The 25038-nt window shown below is 67.0% G+C and carries 22 protein-coding genes and 1 other RNA gene; 17 read left to right on the top strand and 6 right to left on the bottom strand.

Annotation, left to right across the window (positions count from 1 at the left end):
* Positions 1-240: 240 nt before the first annotated feature.
* The 12 genes from GPA25_RS00750 to GPA25_RS00695 all read left to right on the top strand — a co-directional run bounded on the left by GPA25_RS00750 (position 241) and on the right by GPA25_RS00695 (position 11093).
* Positions 241-3096, top strand: coding sequence for a monovalent cation/H+ antiporter subunit A (locus GPA25_RS00750; RefSeq protein WP_169258432.1), 2856 nt, complete (start codon positions 241-243; stop codon positions 3094-3096).
* A 1-nt stretch (position 3097) separates the two neighbouring features.
* A complete protein-coding gene (locus GPA25_RS00745; RefSeq protein WP_169258431.1) occupies positions 3098-3451 on the top strand; it encodes a Na+/H+ antiporter subunit C in 354 nt (117 codons plus the stop codon).
* Positions 3448-4971: a monovalent cation/H+ antiporter subunit D gene (locus GPA25_RS00740; RefSeq protein WP_169258430.1), complete on the top strand. Its 1524-nt coding sequence runs from the start codon at positions 3448-3450 to the stop codon at positions 4969-4971. Before GPA25_RS00745 ends, GPA25_RS00740 begins: the two co-directional genes overlap by 4 nt.
* Positions 4968-5486: a Na+/H+ antiporter subunit E gene (locus GPA25_RS00735; RefSeq protein WP_169258429.1), complete on the top strand. Its 519-nt coding sequence runs from the start codon at positions 4968-4970 to the stop codon at positions 5484-5486. The genes GPA25_RS00740 and GPA25_RS00735 overlap by 4 nt, the downstream gene beginning before the upstream one ends.
* Positions 5483-5752, top strand: a complete 270-nt coding sequence (locus tag GPA25_RS00730) for a K+/H+ antiporter subunit F (RefSeq protein ID WP_169258428.1) — start codon at positions 5483-5485, stop codon at positions 5750-5752. Before GPA25_RS00735 ends, GPA25_RS00730 begins: the two co-directional genes overlap by 4 nt.
* Positions 5753-5762: 10 nt before the next feature.
* Positions 5763-6164, top strand: a complete 402-nt coding sequence (locus GPA25_RS00725; RefSeq protein ID WP_169258427.1) for a Na+/H+ antiporter subunit G — start codon at positions 5763-5765, stop codon at positions 6162-6164.
* Between the two features lie 92 nt (positions 6165-6256).
* Positions 6257-6628, top strand: a complete 372-nt coding sequence (locus GPA25_RS00720) for an ArsR/SmtB family transcription factor (RefSeq protein ID WP_169258426.1) — start codon at positions 6257-6259, stop codon at positions 6626-6628.
* Complete coding sequence (locus GPA25_RS00715) at positions 6628-7107, top strand: arsenate reductase ArsC (protein ID WP_169258425.1); 480 nt, start codon at positions 6628-6630, stop codon at positions 7105-7107. Before GPA25_RS00720 ends, GPA25_RS00715 begins: the two co-directional genes overlap by 1 nt.
* A 33-nt stretch (positions 7108-7140) precedes the next feature.
* Positions 7141-7500 (top strand): arsenite efflux transporter metallochaperone ArsD, encoded by a 360-nt coding sequence (gene arsD, locus GPA25_RS00710; RefSeq protein ID WP_169258424.1) that lies wholly within the window; start codon positions 7141-7143, stop codon positions 7498-7500.
* Between the two features lie 14 nt (positions 7501-7514).
* Entirely contained in the window at positions 7515-9323 is a 1809-nt protein-coding gene (arsA, locus tag GPA25_RS00705) for an arsenical pump-driving ATPase (protein WP_169258517.1), read from the top strand.
* 17 nt (positions 9324-9340) lie between these two features.
* Positions 9341-10423, top strand: coding sequence for an ACR3 family arsenite efflux transporter (arsB, locus tag GPA25_RS00700; protein WP_169258423.1), 1083 nt, complete (start codon positions 9341-9343; stop codon positions 10421-10423).
* A gap of 274 nt (positions 10424-10697) precedes the next feature.
* Positions 10698-11093: a hypothetical protein gene (locus GPA25_RS00695; protein WP_169258422.1), complete on the top strand. Its 396-nt coding sequence runs from the start codon at positions 10698-10700 to the stop codon at positions 11091-11093.
* 170 nt (positions 11094-11263) lie between these two features.
* Here the strand turns inward: GPA25_RS00695 and GPA25_RS00690 are convergent, their stop codons facing one another.
* The 6 genes from GPA25_RS00690 to GPA25_RS00665 all read right to left on the bottom strand — a co-directional run bounded on the left by GPA25_RS00690 (position 11264) and on the right by GPA25_RS00665 (position 18865).
* A complete protein-coding gene (locus GPA25_RS00690; RefSeq protein ID WP_169258421.1) occupies positions 11264-11677 on the bottom strand; it encodes a hemerythrin domain-containing protein in 414 nt (137 codons plus the stop codon).
* A 507-nt stretch (positions 11678-12184) separates the two neighbouring features.
* Positions 12185-13048, bottom strand: coding sequence for a TorD/DmsD family molecular chaperone (locus GPA25_RS00685; RefSeq protein WP_169258420.1), 864 nt, complete (start codon positions 13046-13048; stop codon positions 12185-12187).
* A 114-nt stretch (positions 13049-13162) separates the two neighbouring features.
* Positions 13163-14287, bottom strand: coding sequence for an NrfD/PsrC family molybdoenzyme membrane anchor subunit (nrfD, locus tag GPA25_RS00680; protein WP_169258419.1), 1125 nt, complete (start codon positions 14285-14287; stop codon positions 13163-13165).
* A 13-nt stretch (positions 14288-14300) separates the two neighbouring features.
* Entirely contained in the window at positions 14301-15059 is a 759-nt protein-coding gene (locus GPA25_RS00675) for a 4Fe-4S dicluster domain-containing protein (RefSeq protein ID WP_211162869.1), read from the bottom strand.
* 13 nt (positions 15060-15072) lie between these two features.
* Complete coding sequence (locus GPA25_RS00670; RefSeq protein ID WP_169258418.1) at positions 15073-17562, bottom strand: molybdopterin-dependent oxidoreductase; 2490 nt, start codon at positions 17560-17562, stop codon at positions 15073-15075.
* 64 nt (positions 17563-17626) lie between these two features.
* Positions 17627-18865, bottom strand: a complete 1239-nt coding sequence (locus GPA25_RS00665; protein WP_169258417.1) for a 4Fe-4S dicluster domain-containing protein — start codon at positions 18863-18865, stop codon at positions 17627-17629.
* Between the two features lie 346 nt (positions 18866-19211).
* Here GPA25_RS00665 and GPA25_RS00660 point away from each other — a divergent pair, with 346 nt between their 5' ends.
* From GPA25_RS00660 to ffs, 5 genes are all read left to right on the top strand, one after another.
* Positions 19212-20081, top strand: coding sequence for a substrate-binding domain-containing protein (locus tag GPA25_RS00660; protein WP_169258416.1), 870 nt, complete (start codon positions 19212-19214; stop codon positions 20079-20081).
* Positions 20082-20092: 11 nt separating this feature from the next.
* The gene (locus GPA25_RS00655; protein WP_211162868.1) at positions 20093-21550 is read left to right on the top strand and encodes a sensor histidine kinase; all 1458 of its coding nucleotides are present in this window, start codon (positions 20093-20095) and stop codon (positions 21548-21550) included.
* The gene (locus GPA25_RS00650) at positions 21547-22881 is read left to right on the top strand and encodes a sigma-54-dependent transcriptional regulator (RefSeq protein WP_169258415.1); all 1335 of its coding nucleotides are present in this window, start codon (positions 21547-21549) and stop codon (positions 22879-22881) included. The genes GPA25_RS00655 and GPA25_RS00650 overlap by 4 nt, the downstream gene beginning before the upstream one ends.
* Positions 22882-23106: 225 nt before the next feature.
* A complete protein-coding gene (locus tag GPA25_RS00645) occupies positions 23107-24798 on the top strand; it encodes an AMP-binding protein (protein WP_169258414.1) in 1692 nt (563 codons plus the stop codon).
* A 60-nt stretch (positions 24799-24858) separates the two neighbouring features.
* Positions 24859-24957, top strand: an RNA gene (gene ffs, locus GPA25_RS00640) — signal recognition particle sRNA small type.
* Positions 24958-25038: the final 81 nt, after the last annotated feature.

Here is a 25038-nt window from a genome sequence, read left to right as displayed (position 1 = left end):
TCGGCGCCAGGGGGTCGGACTCAGACGGGCCCGCAGGGACATTGATGCGTTGCGAATGATGCCGGGAGGATTGGCGCGGCGGCGTCCACCCCGGCATGAGAGGCGCTGCAGTCGGGTTTGTGTGGAGCTGTGCCACACCGGTGGCTATACTTGGGCGCCCGGCACTGCCGCGCCGAGTCATTCGATGCCATGCCGCCGGTCGGCACGCTCGGACCGATCAAGAAGCAGCCGGGATGGACCATGAGCCTTGCCCTGATCGTGATGCTGCCCTTCCTCGGGGCCGCGCTGCCGGCGCTGATGATCCGCGCCGGGCGCAACGCCTGTGCGCTGGCGACCGGCTCGGTGAGCCTTGTCGCGCTCGTGCTGCTCCTCACCCACGCGCCGGCGGTGCTGCGCGGCGAGCTCGTCGAGGCGGGCTGGGAGTGGCTGCCGGGGCTCGGGCTGAACGTCAATTTCTTCCTCGACGGCCTCGGCCTGCTGTTCGCCGGGCTGATTCTCGGCATTGGCCTGCTGATCATCGCCTACGCCCGGTTCTACCTGTCGCCCGACGATCCGATGGGCACGTTCTATTCGTTCCTGCTGCTGTTCCAGGGCGCGATGGTCGGCATCGTGCTGTCCGACAACGTGCTGCTGCTGCTGATCTTCTGGGAGCTCACGAGCCTGTCGTCGTTCCTGCTGATCGGCTACTGGAAACATCTGCCCGAGGGCCGGCAGGGCGCGCGCATGGCGCTCACCGTCACCGGCGCCGGCGGCCTGGCGCTGATTGCCGGGATGCTGCTCCTCGGCGAGATCGCCGGCTCCTACGAGCTCACCGAGATCCTGCAGCAACCCGAGCTGATCCAGGCGTCGCCGCTGTACCTGCCGGCGCTGGTGCTGATCCTGGGCGGGTGCTTCACCAAGTCGGCGCAGTTTCCGTTCCACTTCTGGCTGCCGCATGCCATGGCGGCGCCGACGCCGGTGTCGGCCTACCTGCATTCGGCGACCATGGTGAAGGCCGGCATCTTCCTGCTGGCGCGCCTGTGGCCGGTGCTCGCCGGCACCGACGCGTGGTTCTATCTGGTTGCCACGACGGGGCTCGCGACGATGGTGATTGCGGCCGTGATCGCGTTGTTCAAGGACGATCTGAAGGGATTGCTGGCGTTCTCCACGGTCAGCCACCTCGGCCTGGTGACGATGCTGCTCGGATTCGGTACGCCGATCGCGGCGGTGGCGGGCGTGTTCCACATCATCAATCACGCGACCTTCAAGGCGGCACTGTTCATGAGCGCCGGCATCGTCGACCACGAGGCCGGATCGCGCGACATGGCGCACCTCGGCGGGCTTGCCACGCTGATGCCGATCACCGCGACGCTCGCCACCCTGGCGGGCGCGTCGATGGCCGGCATCCCGCTGCTCAATGGCTTCCTGTCGAAGGAAATGATGCTCGACGCGGCGGCGCAGACGAGCTGGGCGGGGCAGGTCTGGGTGGTGCCGCTGTTCGCGACGCTCGGGGCGGTGTTCTCCGTCGCTTACTCCTTCCGGTATGTCGTGCGGGTGTTTTTCGGCGCGCGGCGTGACAGCTATCCGAATCCTCCGCACGATCCGCCAGTCGGCATGTGGCTGCCGCCGGCGCTGCTGGTGATGCTGGTGGTGCTGATCGGGCTGTTCCCCGCGACGTTCGCCGGGCCGCTGGTGGCGGCAACCGCCGCGGCGGTGGTCGGCGGGCCGCTACCCGACTATCAGCTGGCGCTGTGGCATGGCCTGACGCCTGCCGTGGGCATGTCGGTCGCGGCCGTGGCGATCGGCCTGTCGCTGCTGTGGCGCTACCCGGTGGTGCGTGCCGCGTGGCAGGCCGGGCCGCATCCGGAGGCGAAGGCGATGCTCCGGGCGACGATCGACGCGCTGGTGTCGACGAGCCGCGAACTGGTGCACGGCGTGCACAACGGTTCGCTGCAACGCTATCTCGTCGTGATGCTCGCGGCGATGCTGGCGCTGGGTTTCACCGTCTTCCTGACGACCAGCCACGCGCCGGGCATGCGTCCCACGCTGCCCGCCGTGCCGGTCGCGGTGGTCGCCTGGCTGCTGCTGATCGGCGCATGCACCACCGCGGTCTTGCTGCATCGACGGCGCTTGGTGGCGCTGGTGGCGGTGGGGGTGGTCGGGCTGATCGTGTCGCTCGGCTTCGTCTATCTGTCGGCGCCCGATCTGGCCCTGACGCAGATCTCGGTCGAGGTCGTCACCGTGATCCTGATGCTGCTCGCACTCAACTTCCTGCCCAAGCGGATGCCGGCCGAAAGCAGCGTCGGCCGCAGGCTGCGCGATGCGACGATCGCCGGTCTCGCCGGGCTGGGGGTCGGCGGGCTGGCGTGGGCGGCGATGACGCGGGACTTCGAATCGCTGTCCGGCTACTACCTTGAGCAGTCGCTTCCGGGCGGTGGCGGCAGCAATGTGGTGAATGTGATCCTGGTGGACTTCCGCGGCTTCGATACCTTCGGCGAGATCATCGTCCTCGGAATTGCCGCGCTGGCGATCTTCGCGCTGCTCGACGGGGCGCTGCGCGGTTCGGTCGGCCGCCGACTCGATGCGTGGGTGCCGGATCAGGCGCGTTCAAAGGGACGCCACCCGATGATGATGGTCGTCGCCACCCGCGTGATGCTGCCGCTGGCGCTGACGGTCGGGGTCTTCATCTTCCTGCGCGGCCACAACGTGCCCGGCGGTGGCTTCATCGCCGGGCTGGTGGTGGCGATTGCGCTGGTCATGCAGTACATGGCGAGCGGCTTCGGCTGGGCCGCGCAGCGCATGAAGATCGACTACCACGCACTGATCGGAAGCGGCGTGCTGATCGCCGCCGTCACCGGGGTCGCGTCGTGGCTGGCGGGCTTCCCTTTCCTCACCAGCACTTTCGGCCATTTCCATGTGCCGCTGGTGGGCGACATCGAGCTGGCCTCCGCGATGGCGTTCGATCTGGGGGTATTCCTGACGGTCATCGGCGCAGTGATGCTTGCGCTCGCCAATCTTTCGCGGATCGGCCGTCGGGCTGCGCATCAGGCCGTCAACGACGAACCGATGGACGCATACCGACCAGCGGTGCTCAAAGTGCGGCCACGGGAGGCCTGAGATGGAATTTCTGGTGGCCAGTGCGGTGGGGCTGCTGACGGCGGCGGGCGTGTTCCTGCTGCTGCGCGCGCGCACCTTTCCGGTGGTGCTGGGACTCACCCTGCTCAGTTACGCGATCAACGTGTTCCTGTTCTCGATGGGCCGGCTGGCGGTAAATCTGCCGCCCGTCATCAACGACCTCAACAAGGGCTACACCGATCCGCTGCCGCAGGCGCTGGTGCTCACGGCCATCGTGATCTCGTTCGGCATGACCGCGGTAATCGTGGTGATGGCGCTGCGCGCCTATCTCGAGAGCGGCAGCGACCATGTGGACGCCATGCCGGAGCGGCGGTCGGGCGGGAAGGACGGGCAATGATGCACTGGATCATCCTGCCCATCGTCCTGCCGGCAATCGTCGCACCGATCATCGTGCTGGCGACGCGCCGCGACATCGAGCTGGCGCGCGTGTTCTCGCTGGCCTCGACCGCGGCGCTGCTGGCGCTCGCGATCGCGCTGATGGCGTTGGCGAGCGAGGGCCGCATCGAGACTTACGCGGTCGGCAACTGGCCGGCGCCGTTCGGCATCGCCCTGGTGCTCGACCGGCTCTCGGCGCTGATGCTGGTACTGACGGCCGCACTCGCGCTGGCGGTGCTGCTGTATGCGAGCAATGGCTGGGATACGCGGGGACGTCATTTTCACGCGCTCTACCAGTTCCAGTTGATGGGTATCAACGGTGCGTTTCTCACCGGCGACTTCTTCAACCTCTTCGTCTTCTTCGAGGTGCTGCTGATCGCCTCCTACGGCCTGATGGTGCACGGTGGCGGAGCGAAGCGCGTCAGGGCCGGGGTGCAGTACGTCATCATCAATCTGGTCGGCTCCTCGCTGTTCCTGATTGCGGTGGGCCTGATCTACAGCGTTACCGGCACGCTGAACATGGCCGATCTGGCGGTGCGCGTGCCCGAGGTCGTGGCGGGCGATCGGGCGCTGCTGCATACCGGCGCGCTGTTGTTGTTGCTGGTGTTCGCGGTAAAGGCGGCGCTGGTGCCGATGCATTTCTGGCTGCCCGGCACCTACGCCAACGCGCCGGCGCCGGTGGCGGCGCTGTTCGCGATCATGACCAAGGTGGGGACCTACTGCATCATCCGGCTGTATACGCTGGCGTTCGGCGAAGGGGCGGGCGCGTCGGCGTGGCTCGCCGCGCCATGGCTGATGCCGGCCGCGCTGGTGACGCTGACGCTCGGCATGCTCGGCGTGCTCGCGGCAGAGCGTCTCCGGCAGATGGTGAGTTTCGCGGTCATCGGCTCGATCGGCACCGTGCTGATCGCGGTGGCGCTCTTCACGCCGCAGGCGATGTCGGCCGCGCTGTATTACCTCGTCCATTCCACGCTGACGGCCGGCGCCCTGTTCCTGATTGCGGATCTGGTCGCCGAGCGCCGCCCCGGATACGGCGACCTGATCACCGTGGCGCCGCGCTTCGCCCAGATCGGACTGGTCGGCGCGCTGTTCTTCCTCGGGGCGATCGCGATGGCGGGTATGCCGCCCTTGTCCGGCTTCGTCGGCAAGCTGCTGATTCTCGACAGCGCCCGCGACGTGCTGGGGCGGACCTTGATCTGGAGCGTGATCCTGACGACCTCGCTGCTCGCCATCATCGGCTTTGCCCGCTGTGGCAGCACGCTGTTCTGGAAAAGCGCCGCGCTCGCCGGGGCGATCGAGATCGCGCCACCGCGGCGCGCAGCGTTGCCCGTTGTCGCAGCGGGATCGCTGATCGCAGGTACGATCCTGCTCACCGTCTTTGCCGGGCCGGTGACGCGCTATCTCGATGATACGGCGGCCCAGTTGTTCGCCCCGACGGGCTACATCGATGCGGTGCTGGGCGCCGAACGGGGGAACGAATGATGCTCAGGGACTCGCGCGACAGCTTCGCAGCCCGCTGGCTGCCGCATCCGGTACTTTCCATCGTGCTGACGGCGATGTGGGTGCTGCTGCTCAACAGCGTGACCGTCGGCGGGGTGCTGCTGGGGATCGCGCTCGGTGTCGTGATCCCGGCGATCACCATCCGCTTCTGGCCGAGGCGCCCCCCCCTGCGCTCCTATCGCAAGGTCGCTGCGTATGTCCTGCTGGTGATGTGGGACATCCTGGTCGCCAACGTGCACGTCGCATGGCTGATCCTGTTCCGCCCGGTGAGCAAGCTGCGCACGCGATGGGTCTGCGTGCCGCTGGATCTCGAGTCGCCCGAGGCGATCACGGTATTCGCCGGCACCATCACGATGACGCCGGGCACGGTCAGTTGCGATCTCGCCGCGGACGGCCGCTGCCTGCTGGTGCACTGCCTCGACGCGCCGGATGCCGAGCTTGCGGTGCAGGAGATGAAGGCCCGCTACGAGGCACGGCTCAAGGAGATCTTCCAATGATCGAATACGCACTGGGATTCGGCTTTACCGCCATTTCGCTCGCCCTGCTGCTGAACCTGTGGCGCCTCGTTGCCGGCCCGACCGTGGCCGACCGCGTGCTGGCAGGCGACACGATGGTGACCAACGTCATCGCGCTGATCATCCTGTTCGGCATTCAGCAGTCGAGCACCATGTATTTCGAGGCTGCGCTGCTTTTTGCGATGTTCGGTTTCGTGGGTACGGTGGCCTATTGCCGCTTCGTGCTGCGCGGCGATGTGATCGAGTGAGGCGGCGGTGATGAGCATCTACTACGAAGCCCTCGTGTCCTTGCTGATCGTGGCGGGGAGCGTGTTCGTGCTGGTCGGTTCGTGGGGGCTGATCAAGCTGCCCGACTTGTTGCGGCGCCTGCATGCCCCGACCAAGGCCACCACCGCCGGGGTGGGGGGCACGCTCGTCGGATCGATGGTGTACTTCTTTGCGCTGAAAGGCGGCCCGTCGATGCACGAACTGCTGATCACGCTGTTCCTGTTCCTGACGGCCCCGATCACCGCCCATTTCATCGCCAAGGCGTATCTGCATTTCCATGTTGACCCGGCTGCGGCCTTGCCACCGACCAGCGGGGAACACGGCTGGAGTACCTTCGACGCACTGCCCGAGCAGAGGAACGCCCGCCCGTCCGAGCCGACGGACGGGCGTTAGCGGGGACCTCGCGGGGTTTGCAGGTGCGGCGGCATTGACGGCGGTGTCGGCGCAAGATTAGAATAATTCCACAATATTCGAATCGTGGAATCATGGACCAGAAATCCGCCCTTGCCGTGTTCGAAAGCCTCTCCTCCGGCGTGCGTCTCGATGTCTTTCGCCTTCTTGTAAAGGCGGAGCCGAACGGCATCGTCGCCGGCGAGATCGCCACTGCGCTCGACATCGCGCCGAGCAGCCTGTCCTTCCATCTGCGCACGCTGACGCAGGCCGGCCTGCTGCAGGTCGAACAGGAAGGGCGCTTCCTGCGCTATCGCGCCAACCTCGCGCTGATGACCGAAGTGATCGGCTTTCTGACCGAAAACTGCTGCAGCGGCGCGCCCGAAGGCTGCCGGGACACGCGCGAACTCGCCGTGCAACTGCCGCGCTGCAATCCCCTTTCGCATTCCGATCCGGAAATCCAGTGATGAACGTGCTTTTCTTGTGTACCGGCAATTCATGCCGCTCGATCCTCGCCGAAGCAACCTTCAACGCGCTGGCGCCCGCCGGCCTGAGCGCGATGAGCGCCGGCAGCCAGCCGGCCGGTTACGTGCATCCGCGCTCGCTGGCGCTGCTCGCGCGCGAGGGCATCGCGACCGCGGGCCTGCACAGCAAGTCCTGGGACGACCTGCCGCAGACGCCGGACCTGGTCGTGACGGTGTGCGCGAGCGCCGCCGGCGAGACCTGCCCGATGTATCTCGGCAAGGTGGCACGCACGCACTGGGGCGTCGATGACCCCGCGAAGGCGACCGGCAGCGAGGCCCGCATCGACGCCGCGTTCGACCACGCCTACCGCGTGCTGCGCACCCGCATCCAAGCTTTCCTCGCGCTGCCCGCCGATCTCGCCGCGCGCGATCCCGCGGCGTTCCAGTCCGAAGTCGATCGCATCGGCGCGCTGTCTGCCTGAAATTTCCCTGTCCAGTTTTCCGAGGCCATCATCATGAAATCGATCCAGATCTTCGATCCCGCGTTGTGCTGCAGTTCCGGTGTGTGCGGCGTGGATGTCGACCAGCAGCTCGTGACTTTCGCCGCCAATGTCGAGTGGGCGAAGCAGCAGGGCATCGCGGTGGAGCGCGTCAATCTCGCGCAGCAGCCGCTGGCCTTCGCGCAGAACGCGGTGGTGAAAGGCTTTCTCGAGCGCTCGGGCGCCGAATCGCTGCCGCTGATCCTGATCGACGGCGAGTTCGCACTCGCCGGGCGTTATCCGACGCGCGACGAGCTGGCGCGCTGGGCAGGCGTCACCGCCGTGCTGGCGGCGCAGGCGGCGGGCGGGTGCTGCAGCGGCGGCCGGTGCTGCTGAGCGCCGAGACGACCATGCGCTTCCTCGACCAGCCCCCGCGCTTCCTCTTTTTTACCGGCAAGGGCGGGGTCGGCAAGACCTCGCTCGCGTGCGCGACCGCGATCCGTCTCGCCGGCCTCGGCCGCAGGGTGCTGCTGGTCAGCACCGACCCGGCCTCCAACGTCGCCCAGGTGTTCGAACAGCCGATCGGCAACGCGCTGACGCCAATCGCCGCGGTGCCGAACCTCAGCGCGCTCGAGATCGACCCTGAGGCCGCCGCCCAAGCCTATCGCGACCGCATCGTTGGTCCGGTGCGCGGCGTGCTGCCGGACGACGTGGTGCGCGGCATCGAGGAACAGCTCTCCGGGGCCTGCACCACCGAGATCGCCGCTTTCGACGAATTCACCGGCCTGCTGACCGACACGCGGCTCACCGACGGCTTCGATCACGTCATTTTCGACACCGCGCCGACCGGCCACACGATCCGCCTGCTGCAACTGCCGGGCGCGTGGTCGGGCTTCCTTGAAAACAATACCGAAGGCGCATCCTGTCTCGGACCGCTGTCGGGGCTGGAGACGCAGCGCGAACAATACGCGGCCGCGGTTTCCGCGCTGGCCGACCCGGCGCGTACGCGGCTGGTGCTGGTCGCGCGCGCCCAGGCGTCGACGCTGCGCGAAGTCGCCCGCACCCATGCGGAACTCGCGGCGATCGGACTCACCCGCCAGTTTCTCGTCATCAACGGCGTGTTGCCCGAGGCCGAAGGCGCCACGGACGACGCGCTCGCCGTGGCGGTGCTGCGACGCGAAGCGGCGGCGCTCGTCGAACTGCCCGAGGCCTTGCGCGAGCTGCCGACCGACCATGTGCCGCTGATGCCGTTCAACCTGGTGGGGCTGCCGGCGCTGGCCGCCCTTCTCGGCAGTGCCGCGGCGCAGGACGACGTGCCCGGCGCGGGGGCGTCGCCGGCCGGACGTCCGGCACTGCCCAAGCTCGCGAGCCTCGTCGACGATCTGGCGCAGGACGGCCACGGCCTGGTGATGCTGATGGGCAAGGGCGGTGTCGGCAAGACCACGCTCGCCGCCGCGATTGCGGTGGAGCTTGCCCAGCGCGGCTTCGCGGTGCATCTCACCACTTCCGACCCGGCCGCGCATCTGGCCGAGACGCTCGAAGGCTCGCTGGACAATCTCACGGTCAGCCGCATCGACCCGCAGGCCGAAACCGAGCGCTATCGCCAGCATGTGCTCGACACCAAGGGCAAGGATCTGGACGCCCGCGGCCGCGCGGTGCTCGAAGAGGACCTGCGCTCGCCCTGCACCGAGGAGATCGCGGTGTTTCAGGCCTTCTCGCGCATCATCCGCGAGGCCGGGCGCAAGTTCGTCGTCATGGATACCGCGCCGACCGGCCACACGCTGCTGCTGCTCGATGCGACTGGCGCCTACCATCGCGAGATCGCGCGCAACATGGACAAGAGCGGAGTGCAGCACTTCACCACGCCGATGATGCAGTTGCAGGATCCGAAACAGACCAAGGTCATCCTCGTGACGCTCGCCGAGACCACCCCGGTGCTGGAGGCGGCGAACCTGCAGGCCGACCTGCGGCGCGCCGGCATCGAACCGTGGGCCTGGGTCATCAACAACAGCCTCGCCGCCGCCGCGCGCACCGAATCGAAGCTGCTGGCCCAGCGCGCCACGCGCGAATGGCCGCAGATCGCGGCCGTGCGCGAACAGCACGCGAAGCGCGTGGCGCTGGTACCGGTGCAGGCCGCGGAGCCGATCGGCGTGGCGCGCCTGCTCGCGCTGGCCGAAGGCGGCACGGTCGCTCCCGCCGCCGCTCCCTCCCATCCCTGAAGGAAAGAAACGGAACCATGTCTGCCCAATGTGAAGTGGTCGGCAAGCAGGCCGCCGGCGCACCCATCAGCTTTTTCGAACGCTACCTGACCGTGTGGGTCTTTCTCTGCATCATCGCCGGCACGGTTTTCGGCCAGATCGCACCGGCGATGGCGCAGGCCGTCGGCGCGCTCGAGCTGGCACACGTCAACATCCCGGTCGGTGTGCTGATCTGGATCATGATCATCCCGATGCTGATGAAGATCGACTTCGGCGCGTTGCACGAGGTGCGCGAACAGAAGGCGGGCATGGGCATCACGCTGTTCGTGAACTGGGCGATCAAGCCTTTCACGATGGCGCTGCTCGGCTGGATCTTCATCCGCCACGTGTTCGCGCCCTGGTTGCCGGCCGAGCAGCTCGACAGCTACATCGCCGGTCTCATCCTGCTCGGCGCCGCGCCGTGCACGGCAATGGTCTTCGTGTGGAGCAACCTGTGCAAGGGCAATGCCAACTTCACGCTGACCCAGGTGGCGCTCAACGACCTGGTGATGGTGTTCGCCTTCGCGCCCATCGTCGCGCTGCTGCTCGGCGTGTCGTCGATTCCGGTACCGTGGGACACGCTGACGCTGTCGGTGGTGATGTACATCGTGATTCCGCTCGCCATCGCGCAGTTCATCCGCGCGCGGCTGATGCGCCGGGGCAGGGCGGTGTTCGATGCGGCGCTGGCGCGCATCGGCCCGTTCTCGATCATGGCGCTGCTCGCCACCCTGATGCTGCTGTTCTCCTTCCAGGGCCGCACCATCATCGCCCAGCCGGCCATCATCGCGATGCTGGCGGTGCCGATCCTGCTGCAAACGCTCTTCATCGCCGCGATCGGCTACTGGCTGAACCGCAAGCTGCGCGTGCGCCACGACGTGGCCGGGCCGTCGACGATGATCGGCGCGTCGAACTTCTTCGAACTCGCCGTCGCGGTGGCCATCGTGCTGTACGGCTTCGATTCGGGCGCAGCGCTGGCCACGGTGGTCGGTGTGCTGATCGAGGTGCCGGTGATGCTGTGGCTGGTGAAGATGGTGATGGGTACCCGACAGTGGTACGAGCGCGCGCTGCCGGTTTCCGCCTGATCGATTCCGGCCGGATCAGACGCGGAAGCGCGCAGGCTGGCGGCCCGTTCGCGCGTGCTGCGCCCGACTTCCCTCGTGATGCGCTGCGCCGGCAGGTCAGGGCCACCGCGGTCTTTTCCGCGTCTTTCGGGTCGCGCGACAGCATGCCGATCTGAACATGGTTTTGGCGGTGCCGGTAGCTCCGCGTCTGGCCGTGGTCGCGTACTCCTTTCACATGACGCACTCGTAACCTAGATTGAAACTGGATAGTGGGGGTCCGAGCGAGGAGAGCGACATGGATGCGATCAGGCAGATTCTGGAAAACTTCAGGGGCACGTTGCCGGACGGCAGCACGACCGCAGCGGCGATCGATCGTGGGGCCGCGCCGGAGGAGATTTCGGCGTGCGCGACCGAGGAGGGTTTGCATGCGCTGGCCGGGGCGCTGTTCGAGGCCTGCGAGGAAAACCTCGATGCGGGCGGTGAACCCGCGCCGCAGCGTACGGTGATCGATGCGGTAGCGGCGCGGCTGCAGGAGTTTCGCCAGCAGCTTCCCGCGACGAGCGAGACCGCGCGGATGATCGACCGCGGCGCGAGCCTGGAGGAGATTTCCGAGGCCGCACAGCAGGAGGGCCTGAGTTCGCTGGCTAGCCTGCTGTTCGAGGCCGAGCGCGAGGCGGGCGGGCGATCCTGAGCGCGGGGACGTTGAGCGCGCGGCGGGAGCGAATTCCGCGGTCGCATGGCGCCGGGCAAGCCGGCCGTGCGGCGGCGGCTTGATGCGCCCCGTCTGCCCGGCGCCGCCGAAGGCTTCGCAGCGCGCCGCGCATCGCCACACCACGACGCGATGCCATACGGCGAAGGGGATTACACGTTGGCCAGCGCATTGTGTGCGGCGATGCAATCAACGAGCTTCTTGTCGTCCACCGTCGTGTGGCGTGCGAACCAGTCGAACATGAAATGCGCCAGATGTTCGAGGGGCGCGTCGCCGGTGTAGTAAAGGTGCGTCTCGTGCTCGAGTCGGCGCAGCAGCCATGCGTGCTCGTCGCGGTGCTCCTCGTAGTCCGGGTAGCCGATGTCGAGCATGATGTTTTCTTCGCTGATGAAGTGGAATTCCGCGTATTTGCGCACCTCCAGCAGTAGCCGTAACGCCTTCTCCCGCGTGCAGTTCTTTTCGGCCTCGAGCGACACCGTGCGGATCAGGTCGACGAACACCCGATGTTCGGGATCGATGCGTGGATGCCCGACTTCGAATTTGCTGTCCCATCTGATGTCGATCACGTATTTCTCCTGTTAACCAATTAGTGCACCATCGCCTGTTCCATTTGTCACGCCCAAGCGCCGGATCCCGGCATGCCGCGCGCGCACCGCTCGTATCCTAGGCGAATATCGCCGCGATTGCAGTGATGGCTGAAGGGGCGCCGCTGCGGACAGCACGTCGTTACAGCGATCGGAGTCATGCGTGAGGCATGGCGGGGCGACCGCCTTGCCGGATTTGCGCACGCCGAGGGCGCGCTTTCGCATTATGGCGCTGATGACGAGGATGGGCGGTTTGCCCGATGCGGCGACCTTGGACCAATGCAGCTTGGCTTTGACGCGGCTGCGACGCTCATCCGCCCTGCGCGGACTCACCGGCAATCAGGCGCCGCCCGGTTCGAGCACCCCGCCGGGCGCCAGCTCGATGCCGTCCGGCAGCCCATGGTCGAGGATCCGTGCCTCGATGTCGGGCGGAAAGGTTTCGGCCAGGTAGCGGGACGATGACCGCCTGTCACTGGCCCGCAGACCGCCTCATTCGTAACGCGATCCCCTGCGTGGTCCGGGGGGCTGGCCGCGCGAGTAGCCCTGCGCTTCGTCGCGCCGTTCGGGCGGGATCGCCAGATGGTCGGTCGACAGGCCCTTTTCGCGCAGCTTGCGCGCGATGAACGCCATGTCCTCGTCGGTCACGCCGCGCTCGGCGCGATCGTGGCGCGCCTTGCTGATGGCCTTGTGTGCGCGTTGCGTGGTGGCCGGGAGCGCCTCGGCGACGGCGTCGTGCGCGACCGCGGCGGCCAGGATACGCGCGAGCGGGAGGTAGGGGTTCGGACTGGCGCCGCGGTTTTCCGCGTCCTTTTCGAGATCGCCGATAAAGTGCGGCAGCCAGCGCGACACGAAATCATGGAGGAAGTGTTCCGGCCTCACTGCGGGCAGCGGGGCGCCGCCGGCGATCGTCTCGGCGCTGCGGAAGTACAGCAGCGCGACGAATTCGAGCTGCACCGACAGGTGGTCCGACAGGTCGTGGAAATCGGCGTCACGCGCGACGCCGCAGCGGCGATAGGCCTCGTCCATGGCCGCCACCGAGCCGCCGTTCACGGCGCCATCAAGATAGCTGCCGGTATTGATCTGGATCGATCGCGGGGGCGCGACGAACAGGCTGCTATAGAGGCGCAGCAACGACGCATGGTCGGGAATCGTGGCGATCGCCTCGCGGTAGCACGCCACATCGCCGGCACAGGTGTAGCCGAGGGATTCGCCGAGTTCCGCAAGGTCGTCGGCGAGTGCGTCCCGCAGGCCGGCAAAGGCTGCAGGCTGGACGGGCGTCAGGAAGGCGCGCGCGAGGCACAGGTAGAACTCGCCGCGTTCGGCGAGGGATTCGAGATTTCGTGCGTCCATCATGTGTCTTCCCGAAGTGCCGCCGGGGCGGGCGCAAGCAGCCTGCCCCGGCGTGGTTGCGGACCGGGCGGGGCGCGTACCCATGCGCCTGCCCGGCCCGCGTGGAAGGGCCGGTGCTCAGTCCCGCGGCACGGCGCCGAGATTGAACATCCGCTCGCCCAATGCCCAGCCGACCAGCACGATCGAGAACGCCATCAGGGTCAGCATCCACTCGGTCGTCGAGGGCGTGTAGGCGATCAGGTCCGGTACCCAGCTGCCCTTGAACAGCGGCAGCAGTTGCCCGCCGATGACGAACTCGTAGCGGTCGATGAAGAAGCCGCCGATCACCATCACGGACGCGAGCGCCAAGGCCCTGCGCTGGAGCAGCAGCCAGAAGGCGCCGATGAGCAGTGCCGCCTCGATCCAGAACCACGGCGAAGCGACGATCGTGTCCCACACCTGCAGCCCGTCGGCATTGCTCCACAGGCCGATCACCGTGCGGTAGCCGATCACCAGGATGGTGATGCCGAGCAGCCCGGCGAAGGCGGTGGGCAGCGCCCCCTGCATCAACGAGCGCACCTGGCCCGGCATCGCCTCCTCGCTGCCGTAGCTCAGATACGTGACCAGCATCGCGAAGGCCGCGCCGGTGCAGGCCGCGGTCAGGATGAAGTACAGCGGCACGAGGTTGCCGTACCACATCGGCCGCATCGCCATCGCGCCGAAGGCCATCCCCAGCATGCCGCCCGCGAGCAGTTCGGTGACCAGCGCCGCGACACCGATCTGCTTGCTGGTGCTGCTGTTCCAGTCACCGTTGTGGATGCGCATGAACTTCAGGATGCCCAGCACCAGAAACACCGCATAGAAGATCCCCATCCAGTTCAGCGGCGACACCAGCTGCGCGTTCAGCGGGATCGCCCACAGCATGCGGAACGGGTGGCCCAGCTCGAGTGCCAGCGACGCGAACCCGGCCACCAGCGTCACCAGCGACAGCCACACGCAACGCTTGGCGATGGGATACCAGCCCTTGTTGCCGAAAGTCATCGCAAGTGACGAGACCAGCGTGAGGCCGGTCGAGGTCAGTGCGAAGAACACGTAGTTGACGACCGGCAGTCCCCACGAGACGCCGTCGCTGCCGGTGTTGAAGGCGCTGTGGCCGCCCGACAGCAGGTTCATGAAGGCGATGGCGAGGCTGATGACCAGCCCCGCGAGGCCCGCCATCAGTACCGCGCTCACCGGGCCGCTGCCTTGTGCTTGTGTTGCCATGGTCTGCTCCTCCTCACGCTTTCTTGTTGGAACGGGTGCCCGGTACCGCGCTGCCGGCTGCGCCGCCGCCGGTCAGGTAGTACACCTGCGGCTTGTTGCCGGTGTGGTCGAGCAGGCGCGTGCCTTGTTTGTCGGAAATCAGCCGGCTGACCTGCGAGTTCGGGTTGTCCAGATCGCCGAAATAGCGCGCCTTCGGCGCACAGGTGCGCACGCAGGCGGGCACGTATTCGACGAGTTCGGGATTGCTCTCGTCGAGATCCGCGACCCCTTTCGGCGCCTTGCTGATCTTGTGGTAGCAGAAGTTGCACTTCGACACCACGCCGTTGGGCTGGATGCCGACGCCATGCTTCGGATCCTGCTGCGGGCCCTTGTACGGCGGGTTCCACGACAGGTCGCCGTCGCCCTTGAACACCTGCTTGATGTTCGGCTCGATCAGCGCCTTCTCGTCGGTATAGAAGCGCACCCCGTACGGGCACGCGATCATGCAGTACTTGCAGCCGATGCACTTGTCCCAGTCGATCAGCACCACGCCGTCTTCGGTCTTGTAGGTGGCCTTGGTCGGGCACACGTGCATGCACGACGGCTCCTCGCAGTGCATGCACGGGCGCGGGAACCACTTCAGCGTCGGCGTGGGTTGCTTGCCTTCCGTGTAGTACAGGACATCCTGGTAGTTTTCGCCGGGCAGGCGGTTGTTTTCCATCTGGCAGGCAGTGCTGCAGGCCTGGCAGCCGGTGCACTTCTCCAGGTCGATGACCATTCCCCATTTAGCCATTTTGGTGATCTCCTCAAGCCTTCTCGACCGACACCTTGCCGGTGTAGTAATTGGCCATGCCCGAGATGCGGTCGGACTGGTTGTCGATGATCGAATCCACGTGCGAGCCACGCTCCTTCGCCCAGCGTCCGTGCGCCCAGTGGCCGTGCTCGAAGGGCAGCACGATGACGTCGGGGCGGGTCAGCTCGGTGACGCGCGCGATCGCGGTGATCTCGCCGAGCGTCGATTTGATGCGGATCCGGTCGCCGTCTTTGAAACCCTTGGCTTTCGCGACGGACGGGTGGACTTCGGCGCACACATGCTTGCGCCCGCCGACCGTCGGCTGCATCAGCGAGATCGCGTTGGGGATGTTCGCGCTGCGGCCTTCCGCGTGCATTGCGTTCTTCGGGCTGACGAAATGCAGATCGCCGCTGCCGGTGTGTTTCGGCTCTTCCCAGTGCGGGAAATTGAATTTCGCCGGGTCGCGGCCGGTCTTGGCGATCACCCAGTCGCGCTTGTGGTCGAGGTAGGAGGACTTGAACTCGAACTTGCCCGAATCGGTCTTCAGCAAGTTCTTCTTCACGTCGTCGGCGCTCATCGGCTTGTTCCACCCCTGGCCGTCCCACTCGAAGAACTCGCCGCGCACCTGGCGCCAGTGGTAAGGCTTCTTGTACCAGACGCCTTTCTCGACCCACGACTCGAAGCTGTTCACGCCGTTGTCGCCGGGGCTCGCCTCGAAACCCTTGGCCAGATGCCGCAGGATGTTCTCGACGTTGTCGAGTTTCGCGTAGTACTCGCTGGTCGGTCCCTTGATGCGCTTGCCGATCTCGATCAGCGTGTTGCCGAACGTCTTCGTGTCATACAGCGGCTTGATGGCCGGGGTGCGGATCTGCGCCAGCGGCCAGCCCTGGAAGGGGTAGGTCGGCGCATCCTGCCAGCGTTCGAGATAGGTCGAGTCGGGCAGGATCAGGTCGGCCATCACCGCGGTCTCGCCCGGGAAGGGCGAGGTGTCGATGACGAACACTTCGGCGAGCATCTTCTCCCACGCCGTCGCGTCGGGCGACGAGAACACCGGATTGGTCATGTAGAACATCACCGTGTCCATCTTGTACGGCTTGTTCGCGAGGTGGTTCTTCGGCACTTCCTGCAGCATGTTCTTCGCGAACATGTAGCCGTCCTCGTGGCCCTTCAGGTCGATGCGTGCCATGGCCTTGTGCGGGCCGTTGTTCGCGTAATCGTCGAGGTGTTCATCAGGGTTTGCCGGCGCCGGGCCATAGGCCGGACCCATCTGGTAGGCGAGCCCGCCCTCGGCGAACAGCGAGCCCACCAGCGCGTTCAGCGAATGGATTGCCATGCCGTTCAGCACGCCGTTGCTGTGGTTGTGCGCGCCGCGCTCGAACAGCGCGATGGCCGGCTTGGTCGTTGCGAATTCGCGGGCAGTCTTCACGATCAGCTCGGCCGGGATGGTCGTCACCCCGGCGGCCCACTGCGGCGTGCGGTCCTTCAACTCGACGTTCCACCACTCGGCCAGCCCCAGCGTCCATTTCTCGGTGAAGGGCGCATCGACCGGTTCGCCCGCCTTGAAGTGGTTCTGTCCGTCCGCGAAGTCGCCAACGAATTTGCGGTCCCACAGCCCTTCGGTGAGGATCACGTGGGCGATCGCCAGCGCCAGCGCGCCGTCGGTGCCGGGCTTGACCAGCAGCGCGCGGTCCGACGCCGCCAGCGTCTGGTTCATATGCACGTCGACCGCCGTCACGCGCGTCTTCGGCGCCTTCTCGCCGCGGATGTAGCCCCACACCTGCAGGTTGTTGTTGTACGGGCGGAAGGACTCGAGGAAGTTCGCACCGAAAATCAGCAGATAGTTCGCATTGCGGTAATCGTAGGAGCTGTACGACGCGTTGCCGTCGGTGCATTGCTTTGCGAGCACCGACCCGTCCGAGCACATCGACGAATGCCCGATGCCGATGTTGGGCGAGCCATACAGCTTCGCCATCGGGGCCAGTGTCACGCCGACGTCGGTCGCGCCCCAGCCGCGGCCGAAGAACAGGCCGAAGCGGTGTGATTCGCCCTTGTCGCGCAGCGCGTTCATGCGGTCGGCGACGGTCTGGTAGGCCTCTTCCCACGAGATCGGCACGAACTGTGGATCCTCGTTGCGTCCCTTCTTCGCGTTGGTGCGCTTCATCGGCCCCTTGAAGCGGTCCGGGTCGTACAGGATGTAGGTGCCCAGATGCATCTTCGGGCAGCCCTTGCCGTTGGCGATCGGATGTCCCGCGTTGCCGTAGATCGCGTGCACCTTGCCGTTGGTCGTATAGACGTCGATGCCGCAGCGCGCCGGGCACTGCGCGCAGATGCTCTTCGTGACGACGGTGTTGCCGTCCACCGTGGCGGCCTGCGCCTCGGTGAGCGTGCTGAGACCGCCGATGCCCACCCCTCCGCTGCCGACCACTGCTGCTCCCGCGGCGGTACCCGCACCACTGACCTGCAGGAAGCGGCGCCGTGAAATGAGTTTCTTCAGTATTTCCATTTTCCTTGCTCCTCCAATGACCTTCTTGGCGTGGTATTCCCTTGCGGATTGCAGCCCGCAGCCCTCACGGACCTTCCGGCGCAGCAGGCGTCTCCCTGTGTCGGTGGAACAGCGCGAAGCCGGCACGTGCCAGCGCTTCGGTCTTGCGGCAGCGCTCGCACAGCGACTCGTCCTCGCCTGCGGCGAACAGCGCGCCGCAGCGCCGGCATTCACATTGCCCGATCACCGCAAGCTCGACCGGCGCGACGGCGAACGGCCGCCACGCGCGGGGTTCCAGCGTCAGTGCGCGCGACGGGCAAATGCCCGAACAGGCGCCGCAAGCGACACACAGCCAGGCGTCGAAACGCAGATGTGCGGATGCGTTGTCCGCGTCGCTTTCCAGTTGCAGCGCGCCGGTCGGGCACACACCCGTGCAGGCGCCGTGGGCGCGGCATGCGCTGTTCGCCGCGAGCGCGGGCAGCGTCGCACGCACTGGGTGGGGGCGACCGTGGCGCTGCGCGATCTGCAACAGCAACAGGCGGGTCTCCTCGCCGCGCTGCCCGGGAATGGTGTCGCGTCGCGGCCGCTGGATCCTGGCGGGCGCGGCGAACTGCGCATCGCCGGTCGTGGTCTGCGTCAGTGCCGACGCGACAGAGCGCGAAAGACCGGCGAAAAAGCCGCGACGACTGGCGACGACCTCGTCGGCGGAGGCGTTCCGACCCTCGTTACCGTTCGGTAACGGCGCCGGCTTGACACGCTGCGGCAGGCTTTCGGCGGGTACGCCGGCTTCCGTCAGCGCGCGGCGTGCCGCGTCCAGCAACGGAATTGCCGGCTCGCCCGCTCCGGTTGCGTTTGCGCAATGCGTGCAGGACCCATCGTCGACGATGCGCAGTGGCGCGTCGCCGGCCGTCAGTGCCAGACGCAACCAGTCAGTCAGCGCGAGGCCACCGAGGCACGGCACGCGATGTGCCGCGCCGGGCGCCGCGCCGTGGACGCGCTCGCACGCGACGGTGATGCCCTGCGGCGGCACTACCGCAGGCAACGTAAAGCCCTCGACTGCCAGTGCCCCGGTCGGGCAGCTCGCCGCACAGATACCGCAACTGCTGCACGCGACCGGATCAAGCTCGAGGCCTCCGTCGTGCAGCGCCAGGCTCGCGCGCGGACAGGCCTCGATGCAGCACCGGCAGTCCGCGCGCGCCCCGCGAGCCGCGAGGCAGGCCACGCTGCGCAGACCAATCCGCCCGAGCGCATGCAGTCGCCGGAAGGCCTGGCGTTCGCCGTGGGGCGGGGCGTCGGTGGCGAGGCTGCGGAGATCCTGGTTCATGGTTGGCGTCCGAAGGGATGTACCACGCTCCGCAGGATCCGCGCCTGTTATTGCAAGCTATTGATTAATTGATATTTAATGCATTTTTTGATTCGGCGCGATGGCGGCCCGTTACGGTTCGGTAACGCTTCCACCTGCAGCGATCAGGGTTTTGTTACGATTCGGTAACCGACCGGGTTAGCCGTGCGTGCGCACCCCTCGCGCGATGCTCCGGCGGTACCGCGCAGCCGCCTGATACCGCGCGCTGTCCGATGTACGGCACGAATGTTGCGCGCTCTTTGGGGCCGTGTACGACGGGCCGGACGGGGAGGGGCCGAACGATGAAGGCTGCTGGGTGGATTGCGTGATGAATCGTCGTCAGGCCTTGTCCGGACTGGTCGGGCTCGCGCTCGCGCTCGCGGGCCGCTTCGGGCATGCCGTCGCCGCGAACGGCGCGGAGCCGGTGCGCATTGGCCTGACACCGGTATTCCTCGATGACCAGGTGGGCTTTCTCGGCGCCTGGCGCGATCATCTTGCGCAGGCGATGGGGCGCCAGGTCGAGTTCATCCAGCGCGGCAGCTACCGCGAGATCGTCGAACTGATGCGCCAGGACAAGCTGCATTTCGCGTGGCTGTGCGGTTACCCCTACGTGCGCGAGCAGCGCTGGATGCGTTTGCTGGCCGTGCCGGTCTACGAGGGGCAGCCGCTGTACCGCTCCTACCTCATTGTGCCCGCGCACGACAGCGTGACCACCAAAGTCACCGACCTGCGCGACCGCGTCTTCGCGTTCTCGGACCCCGATTCGAACTCCGGCTACCTCTATCCGCACTACCAGCTCAACCGCGCCAACACTTCGCCGGCCAATTTCTTCCGGCGCAGCTTTTTCACCTATGCGCACAAGAAGGTCGTCGAAGCGGTCGCGCTGGCGGTGGCGCACGGCGGCGCGGTCGATGGCTACGTCTGGGATACGCTGGCCCGCACCCACCCCGAGCTGACATCGCGCACGCGGGTGGCCGACCGTTCGCCACCCTTCGGCTTTCCGCCCTTCGTCACCGGCCGTTCCGTGTCGCCGGCGCTACATCGGCGCATGCAGCAAATCCTCCTCGCGATGCATGAGGACCCCGCCGGCGCCCGCTTCCTGCGCCAGCTCAACCTCGACCGCTTCACGGGCGGCTCGCCGGCCCTGTACGCCGACATCGAGCGCATGCTGCGGGCCATCGGTCAGCCCGTCGGCTAGGAGGAGGGCGAGTGCTGAACTTCCGCGACATCAGCTTCCGCTACAAGATTCCGCTGCGCGCGACGGTGCTGGTGTTCCTCACCGCGAGCGTGCTCACCGCGTCGCTGTTGCTGCGCGAATACCGCGACCTGCGCCGCGACATGCTCGACAGCTCGGCGCGCTGGTCCGCGGTGCTGAGCCAGACCCTGGTGTCGCCAATGCTGCACGACGACCTGTGGCGCGCCTTCGAGATCATCCGCGCGGCGACCTCGCCGGGCGGCGGCGACCAGGCCGGCGTCATCACGCTGGTCGACCCGCGTGAGCGCATTTACGTCTCCACCGATCCCGCGCGCTATCCGATCCTCCTGCCGCTGCACGAGCGCGGCGACGCGGCGCGGGAGATCGCCAGCCTGATCGACGACGCGGCCGGGTCGGATTCGCGCAGCCTCGAGATCGGCGACCGCCTGTACGTGATCACGCCGATCGATGCCGACGGCGTGCGCCTTGGCCACATGATCCTCGAACACACCAGCAGCTTCATGCAGGCGCGCTTTGCCGGCATGTGGCTCAGCGCGACGCTGGTGACCTTGGTCGTGCTGCTGCTGATCCTGCCGGTGTCGTGGTACTGGGGGCGGCGCATGGCCGATCCGCTGGTGCATCTGGCGGACTGTATCGGCCAGGTCGGCACGAAGATTCCCGATGCCGACGCGATTCGCCTCGAGCAGTCGCAGGACGAGCTCGGTCAGGTCGGCCGGGCCGTCGCGCGCATGCTCGACGAGTTGCGCGAGAAGCAGGCGCTGGAGCACGAGATGATGTTCTCCGAGCGTCTCGCCGCGATCGGCCGGCTCACCGGCGGCATCGCGCACGAGATCAACAACCCGCTCGGCGGCATGCTCAACGCCATCAGCACCTACCGGCGCCACGGCAGCAATGATCCCGAACTGGCCGCCCGCACGATGTCGCTGCTCGAGCGCGGCCTCTTGCAGATCCGTGACACCGTGTCGGCACTGCTGGTCGAGGCCAAGGCGCCGAGCCACCCGCTCGGGCCGCAGGACATCGAGGACGTGCATATCCTGCTCAAGCCGGAAGCCGCGAAGAAATCCGCGGCGCTGCTGTGGAACTGCGATCTGCCCGACGAGATTCCGCTGCCGGCGACGCTCGTGCGGCAGGTGCTGATCAACCTGGTGCTCAACGCGCTGCACGCAGTCGAGCCGGGCGGCACCGTCGCCTGCGACATCGGTGTCACCGCCGAAGGCATGACGATGGCGGTGCGCAACGACGGCCGCCACATCGAAGCATCGCGCCTGCCCTACCTGTTCGAGCCCTTCGTCGGCGATGCCAACGGCGGACATGGGCTGGGGCTTTGGATCACCTACCAGATCGTCAACGAGCTCGACGGGCACATCTCGGTGCAGAGCGAACCGGGGCTCACGGTGTTCGCGGTCGAATTGCCGCTGCGCGTCGCCCTCGAACTGGAGTCTCCGCCATGAATGCCGCCGTACGCGTGTGCCTGATCGAGGACGACCCCATCATGGGCGAATCGCTCGCGGAGCGTTTCCGCCTCGAAGGCTTCGATGCCTGCTGGTGCCGCAGTGGCGCGGAAGCGATGCGCCGCCTGCGCGAGCAGGCCTTCGACGTCGTCATCAGCGACATGCGCCTCGGCGACACTACGGGCGAGGCGGTCTTCGACTGGGCGGCCGGCGCCCTGCCGCAGGCCCCGCCCTTCGTGTTCATCACCGGCTACGGCACCGTCGACCAGGCCGTCGCACTGATCAAGCGCGGCGCGCACGACTACGTCACCAAGCCCTTCGACCTCGACGCCCTCGTCGCCAAGGTGATCGAGATCACTGCGACGGCGGCGACGGGGGGCGCACCCGGCAGCGAGCCGCTCGGCGTGTCGGCGGCAATGCAGCGCATCGAGGCGATGCTGCCGCGCCTCGCCCGCGCCGCGAACACCGTGCTGATCGTCGGCGAGTCGGGCGTCGGCAAGGAGCGCGTCGCCCAACGCCTGCACGCCATCCTGGCGGGGGCCGCGACGCGCCCCTTCGTCGCCGTGAACTGCGGCGCGATTGCCGAAACCCTGCTCGAAGCCGAGCTCTTCGGTCACGAGAAGGGCGCCTTCACCGGCGCGGCGCGCACGCGCCCCGGCGTGTTCGAACAAGCCGATGGCGGCACGCTGTTCCTCGACGAGATCGGCGAGATGACGCCCGGCATGCAGGTCAAGCTGTTGCGCGTGATCCAGGAGCGGCGGGTCACGCGTGTCGGTGGCGAAACCGCGATTCCGGTCGAGCTGCTGCTGGTTTGCGCGACCCACCGCGACCTCAAGACGCTGGTGGCGGAAGGCGCGTTCCGCGAAGACCTGTTCTACCGCGTCAACGTCGTGCAGATCCGCGTGCCGCCCTTGCGCGAGCGGCGCGAAGACATCCCCTGGCTCATCAAGCGTTTCCTCACCGACATCGCGCGGCAAAGCGGCGAAGCCCGCCGGCACCTGCTCCCCGCTGCGGAGGAGGCGGCAATGAATTACCCGTGGCCGGGCAACGTGCGCGAACTCAAGCATGCGGTCGAGCGCGCGTGCATCATGAGTGCCGCCGAATGGCTGCCACCTTCCGCGCTGTTTCCCGATGCCGATTTCGCGCCGCCCGCAGGCGATGCGCAGGCCTCGCTCGGCGACTACCTGCGCGAATGCGAGCGCCGCTACATCCGCGGCGCCCTCGAATCCTGTGGCGGCCAGATCGGCCAGACCGCCGAGCGGCTCGGCATCAGCCGCAAGAACCTGTGGGAGAAGATGAAGAAGCTCGACCTCGGTGACGCCGAGCCCTGACGCCCCAACCTAGGTCGAGGATGGTTGCATGACGTTGACGTCAACGTCACAATACCGCCCGGCACTCTTTCGGGCTTGCCGAATCAAAACACAGTCGCCAGCCGCACAGGCCCCGGGCACTGCTTTCCGCGCGACGCGTGGCGGGCCGGGCAGGGGGAGCGAGCCGGCGTACATCACGCGTGACGGACAGGTGTCCGGCACGCTGCTTCTGGGAAAGGAGAGGATATGACTGCAGTTGCCGAGTTTCTGAAAGCACGGGACTTCCTGCTGGCCAACCGTACCGACTACGCCACGGCGTACGCCGGTTTCCAGTGGCCGCAGCTCACCGAATTCAACTGGGCGCTGGACTATTTCGACGCCATGGCCAAGGGCAACGAGAAGCCCGCGCTGTGGATCGTCGAGGAAGACGGCCGCGAAGCGAAGCTCTCCTTCGCCGAAATGTCGGCGCGTTCGAACCGCGTCGCCAACTGGCTGCGCGAGCAGGGCGTCGCGCGCGGCGACCGCATCCTGATCATGCTCGGCAACGAAGTGCCGCTGTGGGAAACCATGCTCGCCGCGATCAAGCTCGGCGCCGTCGTGATCCCCGCCACCACGCTGCTGACCCCCGATGACCTGCTCGACCGCCTCGAACGCGGCCAGGTCAAGCACGTCGTGATCGGCAAGGCCCACACTGACAAGTTCGCCGACCTCGCCGGCAGCTACACCCGCGTCAGTGTCGGCGGTGCGACCGATGGCTGGCTCTCCTTCGAGGACGCCTACGCCGCCGCGCCCGAGTTCGCCCCGTCGGGCGTCACCAAGGTCACCGACCCGCTGCTGCTGTACTTCACCTCCGGCACGACCTCCAAGCCCAAGCTCGTGGAGCACAGCCACCAGTCCTACCCGGTCGGCCACCTGTCGACGATGTACTGGATCGGCCTGCAGCCGGGCGACCGCCACATGAACATCAGCTCGCCGGGCTGGGCCAAGCACGCCTGGAGCTGCTTCTTCGCGCCGTGGAACGCCGGCGCCTGCGTGTTCCTGTACAACTACAACCGCTTCAACGCCAAGGCGCTGCTCGATGTGCTGGTGAAGTTCGAGATCACCACGATGTGCGCGCCCCCGACCGTGTGGCGCATGCTGATCCAGCAGGATCTCGCCTCGGTGAAGACCAAGCTGCGCGAACTGATCGGCGCCGGCGAACCGCTCAATCCGGAAGTGATCGAGCAGGTCAAGAAGGCCTGGGGCATCACGATCCGCGACGGTTTCGGCCAGACCGAGACCACCGCGCAGATCGGCAACACGCCGGGGCAGTTGCTCAAGCCCGGTTCGATGGGCCGTCCGCTGCCTGGCTACACGATCGCGCTGCTCGACGCCGACAGCAAGCCCACCGATGAAGGCGAGATCAGCCTGGTGCTCGCCAAGCGCCCGGTCGGCCTGATGCTCGGCTACGCCGGCGACGAAGCCAAGACCGCCGAAGCCATGCGTGACGGCCACTACCGCACCGGCGACGTCGCGAACATCGACGAAGAGGGTTACATCACCTACGTCGGGCGCGCCGACGACGTGTTCAAGGCGTCCGACTACCGCATCAGCCCGTTCGAACTCGAATCCGTGCTAATCGAGCACCCCGCGGTCGCCGAAGCCGCCGTCGTCCCGAGTCCCGATCCGGTGCGTCTGGCCGTGCCCAAGGCCTACGTGATCCTCGCCGCCGGCTTCGAGCCGACGAAGGAACTCGCGAAGGACATCTTCGCCTTCACGCGCGACAAGCTCGCCCCGTACAAGCGTATCCGCCGCCTGGAATTCTCCGATCTGCCGAAGACCATCTCGGGCAAGATCCGCCGCGTCGAACTGCGCAAGAGCGAGGAAGGCAAGGACAGCTCCACCGTTCGCGGTGCGCTGGAGTTCTTCGAGGAAGACTTCCCCGAACTGAAGGGCTGATCCCGCACTGCATCACGGGGAGCGTGCAGCGGCCGCATTAGCTGGTACAATCGCGGCCGTGGCGGGTCTCCCCGCATTGCAGCGCGGTGAACCTGGTCAGGGCCGGAAGGCAGCAGCCACAGCCGTTCCCTGCAAGTGCCGGGGGTCAGGCTCGCCACCCCAGACATCGAACGGGCGCCTCCGGCAACGGGGCGCCCGTTTCAATTTGTGCGCCTGGAAACCGTGCGTTACGCGCGTCGC

Origin of the sequence: Aromatoleum diolicum (assembly GCF_012910955.1) — a bacterium.
Taxonomy (GTDB): domain Bacteria; phylum Pseudomonadota; class Gammaproteobacteria; order Burkholderiales; family Rhodocyclaceae; genus Aromatoleum; species Aromatoleum diolicum.
The sequence above is the reverse complement of the archived record's forward strand: the minus strand, read 5'-3'. Positions and strand labels throughout refer to the sequence as shown.

Bases quoted from the DNA above. Each gene is read 5' to 3' on its own strand.
- GPA25_RS00695 (WP_169258422.1), top strand. From the start codon at position 10,698: ATGGATGCGATCAGGCAGATTCTGGAAAACTTCAGGGGCACGTTGCCG.
- GPA25_RS00715 (WP_169258425.1), top strand. From the start codon at position 6,628: ATGAACGTGCTTTTCTTGTGTACCGGCAATTCATGCCGCTCGATCCTC.
- GPA25_RS00745 (WP_169258431.1), top strand. From the start codon at position 3,098: ATGGAATTTCTGGTGGCCAGTGCGGTGGGGCTGCTGACGGCGGCGGGC.
- GPA25_RS00675 (WP_211162869.1), bottom strand. From the start codon at position 15,059: ATGGCTAAATGGGGAATGGTCATCGACCTGGAGAAGTGCACCGGCTGC.
- arsA (WP_169258517.1), top strand. From the start codon at position 7,515: ATGCGCTTCCTCGACCAGCCCCCGCGCTTCCTCTTTTTTACCGGCAAG.
- GPA25_RS00660 (WP_169258416.1), top strand. From the start codon at position 19,212: ATGAATCGTCGTCAGGCCTTGTCCGGACTGGTCGGGCTCGCGCTCGCG.
- arsB (WP_169258423.1), top strand. From the start codon at position 9,341: ATGTCTGCCCAATGTGAAGTGGTCGGCAAGCAGGCCGCCGGCGCACCC.
- GPA25_RS00735 (WP_169258429.1), top strand. From the start codon at position 4,968: ATGATGCTCAGGGACTCGCGCGACAGCTTCGCAGCCCGCTGGCTGCCG.
- GPA25_RS00750 (WP_169258432.1), top strand. From the start codon at position 241: ATGAGCCTTGCCCTGATCGTGATGCTGCCCTTCCTCGGGGCCGCGCTG.
- GPA25_RS00685 (WP_169258420.1), bottom strand. From the start codon at position 13,048: ATGATGGACGCACGAAATCTCGAATCCCTCGCCGAACGCGGCGAGTTC.
- GPA25_RS00665 (WP_169258417.1), bottom strand. From the start codon at position 18,865: ATGAACCAGGATCTCCGCAGCCTCGCCACCGACGCCCCGCCCCACGGC.
- nrfD (WP_169258419.1), bottom strand. From the start codon at position 14,287: ATGGCAACACAAGCACAAGGCAGCGGCCCGGTGAGCGCGGTACTGATG.
- GPA25_RS00650 (WP_169258415.1), top strand. From the start codon at position 21,547: ATGAATGCCGCCGTACGCGTGTGCCTGATCGAGGACGACCCCATCATG.
- arsD (WP_169258424.1), top strand. From the start codon at position 7,141: ATGAAATCGATCCAGATCTTCGATCCCGCGTTGTGCTGCAGTTCCGGT.
- GPA25_RS00740 (WP_169258430.1), top strand. From the start codon at position 3,448: ATGATGCACTGGATCATCCTGCCCATCGTCCTGCCGGCAATCGTCGCA.
- GPA25_RS00725 (WP_169258427.1), top strand. From the start codon at position 5,763: ATGAGCATCTACTACGAAGCCCTCGTGTCCTTGCTGATCGTGGCGGGG.
- GPA25_RS00730 (WP_169258428.1), top strand. From the start codon at position 5,483: ATGATCGAATACGCACTGGGATTCGGCTTTACCGCCATTTCGCTCGCC.
- GPA25_RS00720 (WP_169258426.1), top strand. From the start codon at position 6,257: ATGGACCAGAAATCCGCCCTTGCCGTGTTCGAAAGCCTCTCCTCCGGC.
- GPA25_RS00670 (WP_169258418.1), bottom strand. From the start codon at position 17,562: ATGGAAATACTGAAGAAACTCATTTCACGGCGCCGCTTCCTGCAGGTC.
- GPA25_RS00645 (WP_169258414.1), top strand. From the start codon at position 23,107: ATGACTGCAGTTGCCGAGTTTCTGAAAGCACGGGACTTCCTGCTGGCC.